This is a genomic window from Actinomadura atramentaria DSM 43919, from assembly GCF_000381885.1.
Taxonomy (GTDB): domain Bacteria; phylum Actinomycetota; class Actinomycetes; order Streptosporangiales; family Streptosporangiaceae; genus Spirillospora; species Spirillospora atramentaria.
Genome location: NZ_KB907227.1, coordinates 58322 through 73306, shown reverse-complemented (window position 1 = coordinate 73306; position 14985 = coordinate 58322). Strand labels below are relative to the sequence as shown.

The 14985-nt window shown below is 76.9% G+C and carries 12 protein-coding genes; 4 read left to right on the top strand and 8 right to left on the bottom strand.

Annotated features, from left to right (window positions below; genetic code table 11):
- Window positions 1–944: 944 nt before the first annotated feature.
- A complete protein-coding gene (locus G339_RS0131025) occupies window positions 945–3482 on the top strand; it encodes a hypothetical protein (protein ID WP_026341938.1) in 2538 nt (845 codons plus the stop codon).
- 229 nt (window positions 3483–3711) lie between these two features.
- Here G339_RS0131025 and G339_RS0131020 read toward each other — a convergent pair whose 3' ends face one another.
- From G339_RS0131020 to G339_RS0130995, 6 genes are all read right to left on the bottom strand, one after another.
- Window positions 3712–4566: a hypothetical protein gene (locus G339_RS0131020; protein ID WP_019634962.1), complete on the bottom strand. Its 855-nt coding sequence runs from the start codon at window positions 4564–4566 to the stop codon at window positions 3712–3714.
- A gap of 107 nt (window positions 4567–4673) precedes the next feature.
- Window positions 4674–6623, bottom strand: coding sequence for a sporulation protein (locus G339_RS40130; RefSeq protein WP_157408124.1), 1950 nt, complete (start codon window positions 6621–6623; stop codon window positions 4674–4676).
- A gap of 116 nt (window positions 6624–6739) precedes the next feature.
- The gene (locus G339_RS0131010; protein WP_019634960.1) at window positions 6740–8119 is read right to left on the bottom strand and encodes a M16 family metallopeptidase; all 1380 of its coding nucleotides are present in this window, start codon (window positions 8117–8119) and stop codon (window positions 6740–6742) included.
- On the bottom strand, window positions 8116–9372 hold the full coding sequence (locus G339_RS35950) for a M16 family metallopeptidase (protein ID WP_019634959.1): 1257 nt from the start codon (window positions 9370–9372) through the stop codon (window positions 8116–8118). Before G339_RS35950 ends, G339_RS0131010 begins: the two co-directional genes overlap by 4 nt.
- A 124-nt stretch (window positions 9373–9496) precedes the next feature.
- Window positions 9497–9865: an STAS domain-containing protein gene (locus tag G339_RS0131000; protein ID WP_019634958.1), complete on the bottom strand. Its 369-nt coding sequence runs from the start codon at window positions 9863–9865 to the stop codon at window positions 9497–9499.
- A 128-nt stretch (window positions 9866–9993) separates the two neighbouring features.
- On the bottom strand, window positions 9994–10545 hold the full coding sequence (locus tag G339_RS0130995) for an ATP-binding protein (protein ID WP_026341937.1): 552 nt from the start codon (window positions 10543–10545) through the stop codon (window positions 9994–9996).
- 352 nt (window positions 10546–10897) lie between these two features.
- On the opposite strand from G339_RS0130995, the gene G339_RS0130990 reads away from it, so the two are divergent.
- Both G339_RS0130990 and G339_RS0130985 read left to right on the top strand, forming a co-directional pair.
- Entirely contained in the window at window positions 10898–11719 is an 822-nt protein-coding gene (locus G339_RS0130990; protein ID WP_084693537.1) for a helix-turn-helix domain-containing protein, read from the top strand.
- Complete coding sequence (locus tag G339_RS0130985) at window positions 11719–12012, top strand: DUF397 domain-containing protein (protein ID WP_051108012.1); 294 nt, start codon at window positions 11719–11721, stop codon at window positions 12010–12012. The genes G339_RS0130990 and G339_RS0130985 overlap by 1 nt, the downstream gene beginning before the upstream one ends.
- A 76-nt stretch (window positions 12013–12088) precedes the next feature.
- Here the strand turns inward: G339_RS0130985 and G339_RS39605 are convergent, their stop codons facing one another.
- Both G339_RS39605 and G339_RS0130975 read right to left on the bottom strand, forming a co-directional pair.
- A complete protein-coding gene (locus G339_RS39605) occupies window positions 12089–13816 on the bottom strand; it encodes a serine/threonine-protein kinase (protein ID WP_019634954.1) in 1728 nt (575 codons plus the stop codon).
- Window positions 13817–13939: 123 nt separating this feature from the next.
- The gene (locus tag G339_RS0130975) at window positions 13940–14119 is read right to left on the bottom strand and encodes a hypothetical protein (protein WP_019634953.1); all 180 of its coding nucleotides are present in this window, start codon (window positions 14117–14119) and stop codon (window positions 13940–13942) included.
- Between the two features lie 161 nt (window positions 14120–14280).
- Between G339_RS0130975 and G339_RS0130970 the strand changes: the two genes are divergently transcribed.
- Complete coding sequence (locus tag G339_RS0130970; RefSeq protein ID WP_019634952.1) at window positions 14281–14982, top strand: CPBP family intramembrane glutamic endopeptidase; 702 nt, start codon at window positions 14281–14283, stop codon at window positions 14980–14982.
- Window positions 14983–14985: the final 3 nt, after the last annotated feature.

Here is a 14985-nt window from a genome sequence, read left to right as displayed (position 1 = left end):
GCACACCCGAGCCGCCGGTCCCGCACCCGGGCGACGTGCGGGTGGCCGGCCGCCCCCGGAACCGGCCCCCGGAACCCCCGCCCGGCGCCGCCGCCCCGCCGCCGGACCCGGTACCGGACGCCGCGCCGCCTCGCACCCGCCGCCCCAGGCACGCGGCGGGTCCCGGAACCGCACCCGGGGGGCCGCCTGGGGCGGGGCCCGGCCCTGCGCCCGCTTTCGCCCCCGCAGCGGGTACCGCGCCTGGACGAACGCCTGGGGCTGGTCCGGGGCCCGTGCCAGGCCAGGGATCTCCGCCGGGGTCGGGGCCTGCGGCGGGATCGCGGCGCGGACCAGCGCCAGGGTCCGGCCCCGTGCCCGCGCCGGGCTTCGCGCCCGGACCCGGGCAGGGATCTCCTCCCGGACCCGCCTGGGGTTCCGGCCCCGGTGCCGCGCCAATGTCCGATCCGCGATCCGCGCCGGACACGGGGACCGGTTCCGGACCCGCGCCGGGCTCCCCGCGCGGGCCCGGGCAGCGGCCTGGCCCCGCGCCAACGTCCGACCCGCGACCGGGGCCGCGTTCAGGACCCGGCCCGGGATTCGAACCCGGGTCCCGGCCCGGTTCCGCACCGGCCCCCGGCTCCGTTCCCGGGGCGAACCACGGTCCCGCGCCCCGGCCCGGTCCCGCACCAGCCCCCAACTCTGCTCCCGGGCCGGATCACGGCCCCGCGTCCCGGTCCGGTTCCGCACCGGCCCCCGGATCTGCTCCCGGGACGAACCACGGTCCCGCGCCGCGTTCCGGACCCGCGCCGGGCGGCGGCTCCGGGCCCGCGTCCGGGGCCGTTCCGGGCTCCGCGCCGCGTCCTCAGCCCGCGCCGGGTTCCGGTGCCGGGACGGGGGACGCGCGGGGGCGACGGGAGCAGGCGCTGCCGCCCGCCGACTGGCGGCACGTCCCGCCCGCGGACCGGGTGCCGCTGCCGCCGCTGCCCGGGACGCCGCCCGTCCCGCCGCCCGCCGGGACGCGGCCGGGTTTCGCCGGGACCACGGTGCCGGACGGGTTCCGCGTTCCCGACCCGGCCGTCGAGCCGCCGCCCGCGGCGCGTCCGCCGGAGCCCGGCGACCGGCCGCGGGCCGCGGCCGGGCCGTCGTGGTCCCCGCCGTCCGCGCGCGGATCGGCCGCTTCCGGCGCGTCGCCCGCGGCCGCCCGCGATGATGGGCCCGCCGGCGGCACCGCGCCGTCCGGCGGCCCGCCCGCGGGCTGGGGCGCGCCGCGCGCACGGGACGCGGCGGCCGGACCCGCGGACCCGACCGCGCGGCCCGCACCCGCCGCGCCCGCAGAGGGGGACGACGTGAACGCAGGCCCGCGCGACGGACGCGAACGATGGGGCACGACCCCCTTCCGCCTCACCCCCGAGTCCCGCCCGCGCAGCGGCGACGCCCCCGACCAGGGCGCGCAGGACGAGGAGACCGCGCCCCCCGGCGACGGCGAAACGGGCGACCCCCTCGACAGCGCCGAGCCCGAGACGTCGGACGACGCACGCGCGAGCCGCACGAGCGCCCCGCCCGACCAGGACGAACCCACCACATCCGCGCTGGGCCGCGACCGCCCCACGCGCGCGCCCGCCGGCGGCCCCGCCGCCCCCGGACGCGTCGGCCCCGGACGCAGCCCGCTCAGCGGCGACGCCCTCGCCAACACCGAGCCCGACGACCTCGGTGACGGCCGCCAAGCACGCGGCGGCGCCCCGCTCGACTGGGAGGAACTCGACTCCGGCAGCACCCCGCCCGGGAACCGCGAGGCCCGCCACGCGGCGGCCCCGCGCGCCGACGACGGACCGTTCACCCCGGCAGGGGACGACCCCGCGCTCGTTCCCGCCGACCTGGACGACGCATCGAAACCCTCGGCAACGGACACGCCCGAGCCATCGGCCACCCCGGGCACGCCAGAGCGTCCGGCCGTCCCAACGGCGGCGGGCGCGCCGGAGCCATCCGTCCCGCCCTTGACGGACGACGCACCCGACCTCTCGGCCAACCCGCCGCTGACGGAGAGCGCATCGAAACCCCGGATCGCCCCGCCGGTAGACGAGGCGTTCGAACCGCCGACCAAGCCGTCGCTGACGGAAACCGCATCGGAGTCCCCGGCTGGTCCTCTGTCGCCGGACACCGCGTCCGAGCCTCCGAACATGACCTCGTCCACAGAGGACACGCCGACGCCCCCGGCCGCTTCACGCGCGGCCGAGAACGCGCCCGAACCACCACCCGCCCCACCACTGGCGAAAGACACGCGGGCACCGCTTGCGGACGACGCTCCGGAACCCTCGGCCGTGCGACCGTGGGCGGACGAGGTGCCGGAACCTTCGGCCGTCCAACCGTTGGCGGACGGCGCCCCGGAGCCTCCGGCCGTCCACCCGTGGGCGGACGATGCGCCTGAGCTTTCGGCCATTCCGCCGTTGGGGGAGGGCACGGCGGACGACTGGGTTCGGCAGCCGTCGACGGGAAAGGCGGAGGCCGCGTCGGAACCGGTCGATCTCGGCAAGCCCTCCCGCGGGGAACCGGCGTACGAGCCCCGGCACGAGCCCCGGCACGGGCCCCAGCACGGGCCGCAGCACGGGCCGCAGCACGGGCCGCAGCACGGGGCCCGGCATCGGGCCGAGCGGCGCGCGGCGGGGGGCGGGGGCGGGCTGTCGGCCGTGCCGCCGCGTCGCGGGCGGGCCGAGTGGCGGCCGACCGCCGTCCCGCGGCCGCGCGAGCCGCGGCACGCCGCCGCGCCCGCCGGGCCGCTCGCCGAACCGGCCCGCCGCAGGGCGCACGTGGACGCGTTCATCGGCGAGTTCGTCGGCGGCGCGACCTGGCAGGCGCTGCTCGCCGTGCTCGAAGGCGCGTTCCCGGGGCTGGGCATCGCGTCCGCGCTGTCGTGCCGCACCGACGAACTGCGCGCGTCCATCGACGGCCTCGACCGGGCGGGGAGCGCGGCGCTCGGCGTCCCCGCGTGGTCGGACGAGTCCGGGCTCGTGTTCGACCTGAGCGCGCACCGGCCCGTCGGGGAGGCGCTGAGCGGCGACCGCGCCGCCGTCCGGGCGCGCGCGTCCCGGCCGTACGCGGGCGCGTTCGTCATCGACACCCTCGACCCGCTCCGCTACCACCGCGCGATGGGCGGCCCGCAGGCCCCCGGCGGGAAGGCGACGGCGGCGGCCCGCGCGGTCGGGGACGAGGACGACACCGGCGTCGTGATCGTCGCGGACCTCACCGCCGCCGGGGACCGCGTCCTGGACGCCCCGGCGCTGTGGCGGCACGCGGGCCGCGTCGTCACCGCGACGCTGCACGACGCGGAGCGGCCCGAGAGCCGCGCCCGTACCCGCGGCGCCCTGCGCGCCCTGCGCCGCGTCGTCCTCGTCGACCCGGGCCTCGGCCTGGGCGTCTGCCTGGAGGTGGACGCGACCCGGACGCCCCGCTGCCTCCTCGCCTTCGCCCTCGACCCGGAATCCTCGCCCCACTTCGTCCGCCTCTAGAAAGGCCGCGAGCCCCCGCCCTGCTAGGGGATGGGGGTCTCGGCGCGTTCCCCGGCCAGGGCCTGCCTCAGAGTGCCTCAGCCACAGCGCGAGTGCGTTGACTGTCCGGTGAAGCGACGCCGGAGGCGAGCTTCGCCGTCCAGATCGCGAAGCGATGCCGCGCTCGCACAGGCCCGGTGAGGCCCGAGCCGCCAGGCGAGGGCCGTGGGCCGGTACTTTGAAACACCGCCTAGGGCTCGGCGGTCAGCCAGGTCAGGTCGCACTGCTGGTCTTCGGGGAGTTCCCGCAGTTGGGCGGCGAGTTCCCAGGGTTCGGTGGGGACGGGACGGGCGTCGTCGTCGGGCAGGAGGCCGCACAGGAGCGCGCCGGGGGCGCGGACGGCGGCCCACGGGCCGATGCGGGCGACCGCGCCGCCGTGGAGCTGCGCGAGCTCGGTGAGGAGCGCGGCCAGCGCGGACGGGTCGCGCGGGTCGTACATGCCGCGCGCGAACGCGAACAGCTCGTCCGCCAGCGCCTCGGGGCGGCGGCCCGACAGGTGGTAGGACGTCCCGTGGAACGCCGCGCCGCCCGCGCCGTGCGCCGTGTACTGGTCGCGGACCCGCACCCGCAGCCCGTACTCGGCGGCGCACCGCTCGTACAGCTCCGCGAGCAGCGCCTCGGCCTCGCCCTCCTCGCTGAGCAGCAGCCCGGACACCACGCCCTCCTGGCGGGCCAGCCGCTCCAGCATCTCCTGGTGGAGTTCGCCGACGTCCTGCTCGACGGCGTCCAGGGAGCGGGCCAGCGCGTGCCGGGCGTCGCGGTCCAGGTCGAGGCCGTCGAGGCGCGCCGCGACCGCGTCGACCCGGGCCTCCAGGCGGTCGAGCCGCTCGGCGGTCCGGTCGTCGGGGACGGGCGGGGGCGGCTCGGGCAGCGCCGTCGGGACGGGCTCGCGCTCCAGCGCGTCCTGGCGGGCGGCCAGCTCGGTCACCTGTTTGCGCAGTCTGCGCAGTTCCTCCTGTGCGCGGGGGAGGCGCTTGTCGGACGCGAGGTACATCTCGCGTCCGGCGATGGCCAGGCACAGCAGGACCAGGATGACGGTCGTCATGTGGCTCCTCGGGGGCGGGGCTGCGTCCGACCCTAGCCATCCGGCGGGGGATCGGCCGACACACACGTGCATCTCGTCCGGAACGCCCGGCTCGCCGGGCCGGGGGATCAGCCGAACAGGTCGCCGAGCGCGTCCGCGAGGCCGTCCGCGACGCCGATGGCGACCCCGGCGGCGGCCACGCCGACGACCCCGGCCGCGATCCACTCGCCCGTGTGGGGGCCCACGTGGTGCCCGTAGCGCGGGTAGTACGGGGCGGGCGCGTGGCCGTACCGGCCCGGCGGGTACGGCGGCGGGACGGGCGCGGGCGGCGGGTACGCGGGCGGTGCCGCGCGCGGGTACGGCGGCGGCGGGACGGGCCCGGCGTGCGGCGCGCGGTGCGGCCCGGGCGGCGGGTAGCCGGGCGGGAACCCGGGCGGCGCCTGCCCCGGCGGCGCGAACGGCGGCACACGCCCCGCCGACCCGCCCGCCGGCCCGCCCGGCGGCGGATAAGGCGCACCGCCCACCCCACCGGGCGGTGCGACGGGCGCACCCCCAGGGCCGGGGAACGGCGGCGGCGACGCGGGCCCCCCGAACGCCGGCCCACCGCGCGCCGCCCCGGGCATCCCGCTGTGCGCCGCGCCGGGCAGGCCACCGGGCATCCCACCGGGGAGGGCGCCGGGCGCAGCTCCGGGCGGCCCGCCGGGCAGCGCGCCGTGCGCGGCACGGAGCGGGCCGCCGGGCACTGCGCCATGAGCGGCGCCGGGCGTGACGCCGGGCATGCCGCTGGGGATCGCGCCGTGCGGCGGCACGCCCGGGGGCGGGGGTGGGAGGGACGATGGGTCGCCGGGAACGCCCGGCGGGGGCGGGGGGAACGGGGGTGGGACGGCTTCTGGGCCGAAGGGCGGGGGGTCTCCGGCGGCGCGGCCGGGTTCGCCGTGGCGGCCGCCGAAGGCGGCGGGGAGCGGCGGGGGCGCGCCCGCGTAGCCCGCCGGCCCGTGTTCCGCCGGGGCGTAGCCGGCCGGTCCGTATGGCGGGGAACCGTGGGCGGCCGGGGCTTGACCCGGCCGGCCGTATCCGGCCGCGCCGTGCTCGGCGGGGCCGCCCGGCCCGCCGTATTCGTGCAGGCCGGCCGGGCCGCCGGGGCTGCCAAGGTCGCCGTACTCGTTCGGGCTGCCAGCGCCGCCGTATTCGTTCGGGCCGCCGTAGCCGGCCGCGCCGTAAGCGCCGGGGCCGTCCGGTGGGCCGTATGCGCCGGGGCCGCCGTAGCCGGGCGGGCCGTCCGGGGGCGGGGTCGGGGCGCCCGGGGAAGGCGCGGCGGCGGAGTGGGGAAGGCGGGTCGCGGAGGTCAGCCAGTCGCGGAGGAGCGCCGGCCAGTCCGTCTCGGCCGCCTCGGCGTGGCCCGTCTCGAAGACGCCGAACGCGTCGTCCGGCGCGTCCCGGCCCTCGGCGCGCAGTTTGAAGACGACGGCGCGCGGGCTCGCGACGAACGAGAGCGCCACCCGGTCCAGCAGCCCCCGGAACGCGTCCGGCGGCGTCAGCCCGATCTCCTGGTGGAACGGCAGATGCCGGGTGACGCCCGGCAGCGCGGCCCGCTCGAACGCCACCGAGTCGATGCGGAACCCCAGCCGGGACACCGCCGCGAGCACGTGCTGCTGCGACCGCAGCGGCTCCACCGAGATCGGGTCGACGTCGTGGGCGTCGGCCCCGTCCGCGACGTCGACCTCGGTGCGGAGCCCCAGGGTGAAGCCCGGCAGCTCCCGCCCGAGGACGGTCGTGAACGGCAGCTCGTACGGCAGCGGAATCGAGAACGCCAGCTCCCGCTCCGCGCCCGCCTCCAGCCGGAACGCCCGCGTGAGCGCGCCCCGGTAGACCTCGGGCCCGGCCGTATACCCGCCGCGCGCGTCCGCCATGAGCGGCATGAGGGCGATCGTGACGTGCCGGACGTCGCAGGCGGCGTCGCCGCGCAGCCGGACCTTCCCGGCGACGACCCCGCCCGGATGGCAGCCCGACCCGCTCAGGAGCGCGTCGACGCCGATCCCGCCGGGCGCGCGCCCGTCCGCCATCGGTCCGTAGGACACCCGAGGCCCCTCTCACCTGACGGCGGGGTGGTCCCCGCCTTAGCAGCCGGGCACCACCCTGCCATCCGATGCATCCCGTTTGGAGATCATTCGGGTGAGATGTTCGTTCAGGCGCGTCACTCCGCCCCGGCGGCCTCCGGGGCGGTCACCGTCACCGGGCCGTGGCCGAGCCGCTCCAGCGGCTCGCGGATCTGCGCCGCGTCGCCGACCGCGACGACGGTCAGCGCGTCGGTGTCCACCCGACCGGTGTACGCGCGCGCGACCGCGTCCGGCGTCGCCGCCCGCACCGCCGCCAGGTACGCGGCCGGGTAGCCCGAGCCGAGCCCGCTCGCGGCGGCGTCCGCCAGCTCGGCGGCGACCGCGCGGGCCGTCTCGTACTCGGCGGGCGCGCGGTCGGCCAGGGCCCGCACCGACGCGGCGCACTCGTCGTCGCCGATGCCGTCCGCGGCGACGCTGCGCAGCACCGCCAGCCCGTCCGCGACGGCGTCCGCCGTGACCTCGGTGTGGACCGAGCCCTGCGCGATGAACACGCCCCGGCCGCGCATCCGCAGCAGCCCCGCGCGCACGCCGTAGGTGTAGCCCTTCTCCTCGCGCAGCAGCGCGTTCAGCCGCGAGGTGAGGCCGCCGCCGAGGACGTGCGCGGCGACGGTCAGCAGCGGCCAGTCCGCGTCGGTGCGGTCCGGGACGCCGTGCGCGATGCTCAGGTACGTCTGCACCGAGCCGGGCCGGTCCACGATGACGACGCGCGGCGCGTCCGCCGGGGGCAGCTCGTCGGCGGCGGGCAGCTCCGGGCCCGGCGTCGTCCAGCCCGCGAGGGCGGCGGCCAGCGCCTCGTCCGCGCCGGACCCGGCCAGGTCGCCCGCCAGGACGGCGACGGCCTCGGCGGGCGCGACCGACCCGTAGAACGCGCGCACGTCCGCGCCGGTCAGCCCGGTGACCGACGCGCGCGTGCCGCCGGTCGGCAGGTGCGCCCGCGACTCCGGCGGGAACAGCACCGCCCGCAGCTCGCGCATCGCGCGGGTGCCGGGGTCGGCGTCCTCCTGGGCGATCTCGTCCAGCCGCTCGCGGACGAGCCGCCGCACGTCGCCGTCGTCCAGCGCCGCGTCCCGCAGGACGGCCGCCAGCAGCTCCAGCGCGGGCGCGAGCCGCGAGACGGGCGCGTCCAGCGCGATCCGCAGCGCGGCCAGGTCGGCGCTGGCGTACAGGCTCGCGCCCAGCCGCTCGAACGCCGCCGTCAGCTCGGTGCCGCCGCCGGGCCGCGTCCCCTCCAGCAGCGCGCGGGACAGCAGCGTCGCGACGCCCTCCTTCCCGGCGGCCTCGCGGCCCGCGCCGGCCTGCAGCACGAGCCGCAGCGACGCCAGGCGGCGGCCGGGCAGGTCGACGCGCAGCGTCTCGGGGCCGTCCGGGACGCGGCCGGGGTCGCCGGACGGGAACGTCCACGCCGGGACCGGCCCCGGCACGGGACGCGGCTGGAGGGCCAGGCCGGAGTCGGTCACGCGTTACCTCCGTAGGTCAGCGCGGTGCGGGCGCCCGGCGCGAGCCAGCGTCCCGCCATGTCCTTGATCTGGTCGGCGGTGACGGCCGCTGCGCGGCCCGGCGCGGTGAACACGCGGCCCGGGTCGCCGAACTGGGTGGCGTTGGCCGACAGCGCGTTGGCCAGGCCGGTCACCGTCTCGGTCTGCTCCAGGAAGCCCCGCTCGGCCTGCGCGGCGGCGCGCGCGGCCTCGTCGGCGTCGGGGCCCTCGGCGGCGAACCGGGCCAGCTCGTCGTCCAGCACCTCGGCGATCTTGGCCGGGTCGGGGCCGATGGCGTCCACGATGGCCAGCGACGGGCCGCCCGCGAGCCGGGTGACGCCCGCCCAGACCTCGGTGGCGATCTCGTCGCGGCGGACCATCCGGTCGTACAGCCGCGAGCCGGCGCCGCCGCCGAGGATCTCCACGGCCAGCTCGGCGGCCTCCACGTCGTCGCCGCCGTCGGACGGCAGCGGGAACATCGCGAAGTAGGCGGGGGACGGGACGTCCTCGGCGACGTCCTCGCCGCGGACCTCGCCGAGCGGCCCGAGGCCGCCCGGCCGCGCGGGCGGCGGCGTCGGCCCGGCGGGCAGCCCGCCGAAGTACCGCTCGACGGACGCGATGGCCTTCTCCGCGTCCACGTCGCCGACGATGGACAGCACCGCGTTGCCCGGCGCGTACCAGGTGCGGAAGAAGGAGACGCAGTCCTCCAGCGAGGTGGCGTCCAGGTCCTCCATCGACCCGATCGGCGTGTGCGCGTACGGGTGCCCGGCGGGGAACGTCAGCGCGCACAGCCGCTCGAACGCGGTGCCGTACGGCTGGTTGTCGTAGCGCTGTCGGCGCTCGTTCTTCACGACGTCGCGCTGGTTGTCGAGGTTGGCCTGGGTGAGCGCGGCGGGCAGCGTGCCCATCCGGTCGGCCTCCAGCCACAGCGCGAGGTCGAGGTGACTGACCGGCAGCGTCTCGTAGTAGTTGGTGCGCTCGAACGACGTGCTGGCGTTGAAGGTGGCCCCGGCGCTCTCCAGGACGGCGGCGTGCTCGCCCTCGGCGACGTTCGCCGAGCCCTGGAACATGAGGTGCTCGAAGAGGTGCGCGAGGCCCGTGCGGCCCGCGACCTCGTGCCGGGAGCCGACCCCGTACCAGATGTTGACTGCGGCGAGCGGAACGAAGTGGTCCTCGCGGACCACGACGCGCAGGCCATTGCCGAGCGTGTGCTCGTGCAGCGGCTGATCGGCCACGGAGCGCTCCCGTCCGGTTCGGTGTTGGGTGGCGGGTGAGGCGCCCGCGCAGGCGGGCTTGATCTCCGTCTCACCGTACCGTTCCGGGGGCGCCGTCCACGTCGGCCGGCGGAAGCGCGCGCGGTCAGCCGCCGGACGGCGCGGACCCGGCGGTGGCGCGCGCGGCGACGGCCTCGTCCAGCGACGGGTAGAGGGTGAACACCTTCGAGAGCTGGGTGATGTGGAAGACGCGGCGGACGCGCTCGTTCGCGCAGGCGAACGCCATGCTCCCCGACCGGGATCTCAGCCGGTGGTAGGCGCCGACGAGGACGCCGAGTCCGGTGGAGTCCAGGAACGTCACGTCGCCCAGATCAACGAGGAGGTGCAGTGCGCCGCCGTCGATGAGGTCCAGCAGGGTCTCGCGCAGTTCGGGGCTGGTGAAGACGTCGACCTCGCCGTGGATCGTCACGACCGTCAGGTCCTTCTCCGAGTGGTTCTCGACGGCGAATTCCACGGACGGCTCCTTCTGCTGGCGGGTTCCTCGGCCTCGGCGGGGGGAGGTGCCTCCCGTACCCGGTGCGGCGGCGGTTATCCCTCAGTCCCTACGCGCGCGCCCGCGCGCGAGGCCGCGGCCGGAGCCGGTCACGGCGCGTGGAACAGCGCCCAGACCACTTTCCCCGTCGGCAGGCCGCGCCAGCCCCAGCGCGTGGTGAACGACTCGACGAGGTGCAGGCCGCGGCCCGTCTCGGCGATGTAGTCGGGCTCCTTGCGGCGGGGCGCGGCGGGGCTGGCGTCGGTGATCCCGCACAGCAGCCACGGGAAGCGCCGCAGCAGGCGGAGCTGGATGACGGCGGGGGCGGGGCGGAGCGGGTCGGCGAAGCCGCGGTGGACGCGGCCGAGCGGCGCGGGCGGCGGGACGGGCGGCGGCGTCAGCGGCGACACCAGTGGAGTTCCGCCGTGCCGGAGCGCGTTGGTGACGAGTTCGGACACGACGAGCCCGACGTCGTCCCCGAGCCCGGGAACGCCCCAAGCGGCCAGGCGGGACAGCGTGAAATGGCGGGCCTCGGTGACCGATTCCGGATCGGGGAGCACCACGTAGGTCTCGGCGGGGCCCATCGGGTCGATGAGCCGGCCGAGCGCGTCGTCCAGCGAAGGGGGGAGGTCGGACGACTCGGGTATCGGACTTGAGTACACGGCATGGTCCTGTGGTTCCACGGGCGGCCCCACAACGGAGCCCACCCTCCACCGCGTGTCGTCGTGCGCGTGGCGTGACGTCATTCCCCGGACCCCGCAGAGTGATCTCGTTGTGCAGCCGTGGCTCGGAAGTCTCGTGCGTTATCCTGCGCATCGTAGCGTGCGAATGCAAGGCCCAATGCACGTGCATCTGGCTTTCCACAGGCGGACGGCGGGGTCGCGCGGGCATCGGAGAGAGGAGCCCCCAGGACACTGAGGTCAATGGCACACTAGGTTCGCTGTCCGCCATGTAGCCGGGAGGTTGGGCGTGACTCCAGAGACGTCGGGAACCGGGTCGACGGTCCGCAGGATCCTGCTCGGCTCACAGCTTCGTCGCCTGCGTGAGGCGCGAGGGGTGAGCCGTCAGGACGCCGGATACGTCATCCGGGCGTCGGAGTCCAAGATCAGCCGTCTCGAGCTCGGCCGGGTCAGCTTCAAAGAACGCGACGTCGACGACCTGCTCACCCTCTACGGGGTCAACGACGAGGGCGAACGCGCCTCGCTGCTGCAGTTGGCCCGCGAGGCCAACACCCCGGGCTGGTGGCACCGCTACAGCGACGTGCTGCCCGGCTGGTTCCAGACCTACGTGGGCCTGGAGGAGTCGGCGGCGCTGATCCGTACCTACGAACTGCAGTTCGTTCCGGGGCTGCTGCAGTCCGACGGGTACGCCCGCGCCGTCATCCGGCAGGGCAACGCCGGGGCCGCCGACCACGAGATCGAGCAGCGCGTCGACCTGCGGCTCCAGCGGCAGGAGCGGCTCACCGGTCCGGAGGCCCCGCGGTTGTGGGCCGTCCTGGACGAGGGTGCGCTGCGCCGGCCGATCGGCGGCCCGGAGGTGATGCGGGGACAGTTCGAGCATCTCATCAAGATGGCCAAGCTCCCCAACGTGACCATCCAGATCATGCCGTTCCGCTTCGGCGGACACGCCGCCGAGGGCGGAGCCTTCTCCATCCTGCGCTTTCCCGAGCAGGACCTGCCGGACGTGGTCTACGTCGAGAACCTCACCGGCGCGATGTACCTCGACAAGCGCGACGACGTCGACACCTACCTGCAGGTGATGGAACGCCTGTGCGTCGACAGCGAAACCCCGGAACGCACCGTCGAGCTTCTCGGTGATCTGCTCAGAGAGGCATGATGCTCCAGTCCGACACCGGCCCGTTCAGCGGCCGGGTACCCACCGTCCCCCTCGACTCCAACGAGATCTCCGCCGCCGACCTGCACGGGGCGCGCTGGCTGAAATCGCGTCGCAGCAATTCACAGGGGAACTGCGTCGAGATCGCCGAGCTCCCCGGCGACCGGATCGCGATGCGCAACTCCCGCCATCCCGAGGGCCCCGCCCTCATCTACACCCGCCCCGAGATCGAGGCGCTGATCCTCGGCGCCAAGGACGGCGACTTCGACCATCTGATCGCCCACGGCGAGAACTGAAAGGCGCCTCCGCGGGCCGCCGGCCCGGCCCGCGGACGACTCCGATCCGCCCGCTCCCCCCGTACCGCGAACCGTCCTACGAACCGCAGTGGCCCCACGCGGACGCCCTGCCGTTGCCGCCGTACTGCACGCAGACGTTCTTCGCCGACACGTAGACCGGCCCGGCGTACCACGCGAACGAGCCGCTGTCGGCGACCTTGCTCCCGCCCCTCTTCACCAGCCACACCGACACCGGTGACGCCTTGCCGACGTTCACCGTCTTCATCGTGACCGCGCAGTTCTTCCCCGTGCTGCCGCTGTAGAGCAGGTACGCGCGCCCGCCGGACACCGCCATCGACTCCAGGACGCCGTAGCCGGAGCCGCAGGCGGCCTGCGGCGTGTACTTGTTCGGCGGCTCGGGGCGCTTGGCGGGCTTGCCGCCCGCGGTCGCGGTCGGGTCCGCGCCCGGCTTGGCCGACGTCTGGCCGCCCGGTTTCTTGGGGTTGCCGGGGGTCGGGGACGTGGCCGCGCCGTTCGAGGGGGACGCGCCCGGCCTGCGGGGCGACCTGGGGCCGGTCGTGCCGCCGTGGCCGCCCGCCGCGCCCTCCACCGCCGCGCCGTCGCCCGCGGTGCCGTCCTGCGCGGCGGCCTCGCGCTGACCGGCGTCCCCGTCGCCGCGGGACGTCGCGGCCCACACCGCGCCGCCCGCGGCGAGCACGACGGCGGCGGCCGCGACGGCCGCGACCGGCACGACGCGGCCGATGCCGCGCCGGGCGGGACGGTTGGCCGGAACCGGCCCCGGCGGGGGCGGCGGCGCGGGCGTGCCCGGGTTCGTGCCGGGTTGGGTCGCCGGGTGCGTGTCGCCGGGCAGGGTGCCGCCGGGCTGCGGGGTCTGCTGCGGAAGCTGCTGCGGGGGGAACTGCTGCTGCGGCGCCGCGTACGGGAACGGCGGCGGCGCCGGGACGGCGGGCGGCAGCGGGGACGCGCCGCTGGCCGCGCCGACCAGCCGCTCCTGCGCCTCGCGCGCGCTCGGCCGCCGCTCGGGGTCCTTGTCCAGGCAGGCCGCGACGAGCGCGCGCAGCGGCTCGGGCAGGACGCCGAGGTCCGGCTCGGCCGTGAGGACGCGGTGCATGACGGCGGCCAGGTCGTCGTTGCCGAACGCGGGCCGCCCGTTCGCCGCGAACACCATCGTGGTGCCCCAGGCGAACATGTCGGCGGGCGGGCCGACCTGCGCGCCGGTGAAGTGCTCGGGGGCCATGTACGCGGGCGTGCCGACGTTCTGGGTCTCGCCCGCCGCGCCGAGCGCCCGCGCGACGCCGAAGTCGATGACGCGCGGCCCGTCCGGGCCCATCATCACGTTGTGCGGCTTGAAGTCGCGGTGGACGATCCCGGCCTGGTGGATCGCGATGAGCGCGGTGAGCGTGCTGACCGCGAGGCGTTCCAGCGCGCCACCGGTGCGCGGGCCGTCCTGCTGGACGACGCGGTGCAGCGACAGGCCCGGCACGTACTCGCTGACGATGTACGGCTGGTCGCCCGCGAGGTCGGCGTCCAGGACCTGCGCGGTGCAGAACCGGGCGACGCGCTTGGCGACCGCGAGTTCGCGGACGAACCGGGACCGGGCGGAGGTGTCGCCGCTCAGGTCGGCGTGCAGGAGCTTGATCGCCACATGCTCGTCGGGGCCCGCGCCGGCGGCGCCCGCGCGGCGGCCCAGGAAGACGGCGCCCTGGCCGCCCTCGCCCAGCCGGCCGAGCACCTCGTATCCGCCGAGTCGCGCCGGGTCGCCCGCCCGCAGCGGTCGCGCGTCGGGCGTGGTGCTGTCCGTCACTTGCTCACTTCCATCGCTCGGGGTCCGGCCAGACTATTGGGCTGACCACGGTGGGTGCGCCGATAACGGGACGAAGAGCGCGAAAGCCCCCGCACATCCGTGCGGGGGCCTCGGTGCCGGGGTTCAGGCCGGGTCGGGCGCGTGCCGTCGCGTCGGAGCGCCCGTCCGGCCGGACGTTCCGCCCGGCGGGCCCTCCAGTTCGTGCTGGCGTTCGAGCCGCGCGGCGACCGCGAGGGCGCGCAGCGAGTGCGTCCGGACCTGTTCGCGCCGCGGCTCGCGGCGGCGGGGGATGCTGCTCGGCATGGGGGAACCTCCAGGCGGGTCGGGGGCGTGTCGATCACTCCAACCTCATGATCGCCGGATGTATTCCCGCTCATATATCCGCAAACCTTCCTACTTAGGTTGCATTCCTATCTAGGTCGCTTTAGGGTCTAGCTTGCCACCCCGACCTCATGGAGGGTCCGATGCACTTCTCCGTCCCGGCGCTCGTGCTCGCCGCGCTGCTGACCGTCCACCTCGCCGTGGTCGAACCGCTGCTCGGCCGGCGCGAGCACGCGCGGCTCGTCCGGACGCGGGAGCGCGACGCCGCCGCGCTCACCCGCGTGTACGCCCGCTGGATCGGACGGTCCTGGGCGTGGGTCGCCGTCGCCGCCGCGATCGTGCTGCTCTCCCCGGGCGTCTCCTGGGCCGACCTCGGGCTGCGCGCGCCGGACCGGCCGGGGCTCGCCTACGGCCTCGTCGGCGGGGCCGCCGTCGCGACGGCGCTGGCCGCGCGGTTCGGCCGCCCGCCCGCGGCGATCGGCGCGCTGCTGCCCCGCACGCGGCGGGAGCGCGGCGCGGGCCTGGCGATGGCCGCCACCGCCGGGACCACCGAGGAGATCGTCTTCCGCGGCCTGCTCATCGCGCTGTTCACCGCGCCGCTCGGCGGGACGTGGCCCGCCGCCGCGGCCGCGCTCGCCGTCTTCACGGTCGGGCACCTGTACCAGGGGGTCCGCGCGCTGCCGCCGATCCTGCTGCTCGGGCTCCTCCTGACCTGGGTGTACGTGAAGACGGGCAGCCTCTTCCCCGTCATGGCGCTGCACGTGCTCATGGACGTGCGGGGGCTCGCGCTCACGTCCGCCCCGACCCGGACCGGGACGGCCGCCGCGCCCGTCCCGGCCCGCTAGGCG